Origin of the sequence: Achromobacter sp. 2789STDY5608621 (genome assembly GCF_001299375.1) — a bacterium.
Lineage (GTDB): Bacteria > Pseudomonadota > Gammaproteobacteria > Burkholderiales > Burkholderiaceae_B > Achromobacter > Achromobacter insuavis.
The window spans coordinates 48,390-49,166 of record NZ_CYTU01000012.1 but is presented as its reverse complement, the minus strand read 5'-3'; the positions used below and the strand labels follow the sequence as shown (position 1 = coordinate 49,166).

Annotated in this window: 1 protein-coding gene; it reads left to right on the top strand. The window is 71.6% G+C overall.

Annotated elements, in window-relative coordinates:
• The coding region (locus tag AOZ53_RS14070; protein WP_156333395.1) for a c-type cytochrome at window positions 1-777 on the top strand (777 nt) is incomplete at both ends.

Genomic DNA, 777 nt, shown 5'->3' with positions numbered 1-777 from the left:
GGCCCGACGCTTCTTTGTATTCGACGCAGGCGATCGAGCGTGGCCGGCTGGTGGCCGCCGCCGGCGACTGCGTGGCCTGCCACACCGCGCCGGGCGGCGCCCGCAACGCCGGCGGCCTGGCGCTGGAGACGCCGTTCGGCGTCATCTATTCCACCAACATCACCCCGGATGCGCAGACCGGCATCGGCCGCTGGTCATACGCGGCCTTCGAACGCGCCATGCGCCAGGGCATCCACCAGGACGGCCGCCAGCTGTATCCGGCGTTTCCCTACACGGCCTATGCCAAGCTCAGCGACGCCGACCTGCAGGCGCTGTACGGCTACCTGATGTCGCAGCCCGCGGTGGCCGCGACGCCGCCGCGCACCGAACTGGGCTTCCCGTTCAACCTGCGGCCGCTGCTGGCCGGCTGGAACCTGCTGTTCCACGATCCCAAGCCGTTCACGCCGGATCCGTCGCAGGACGCCGAATGGAACCGCGGCGCGTATCTGGTGGAAGGCGTGGGCCACTGCGCCGCCTGCCATTCGCCGCGCAACGCGCTGGGCGCGGAGAAGGGCGGCCTGGCCTACCTGGCCGGCGGCCAGGCCGAGGGCTGGAACGCGCCGGCGCTGAACCAGCTCGCCACGGGCGAGCGGGCCTGGTCGGGCGAGGAACTGTTCCAGTACCTGCGCACCGGCTATTCGCCGCGCCATGGCGTGGCCGCGGGCCCCATGGCGCCCGTGATCCATGGGCTGGCCGAATTGCCGGCCAGCGACCTGAAGGCCATCGTCACCTACCTGA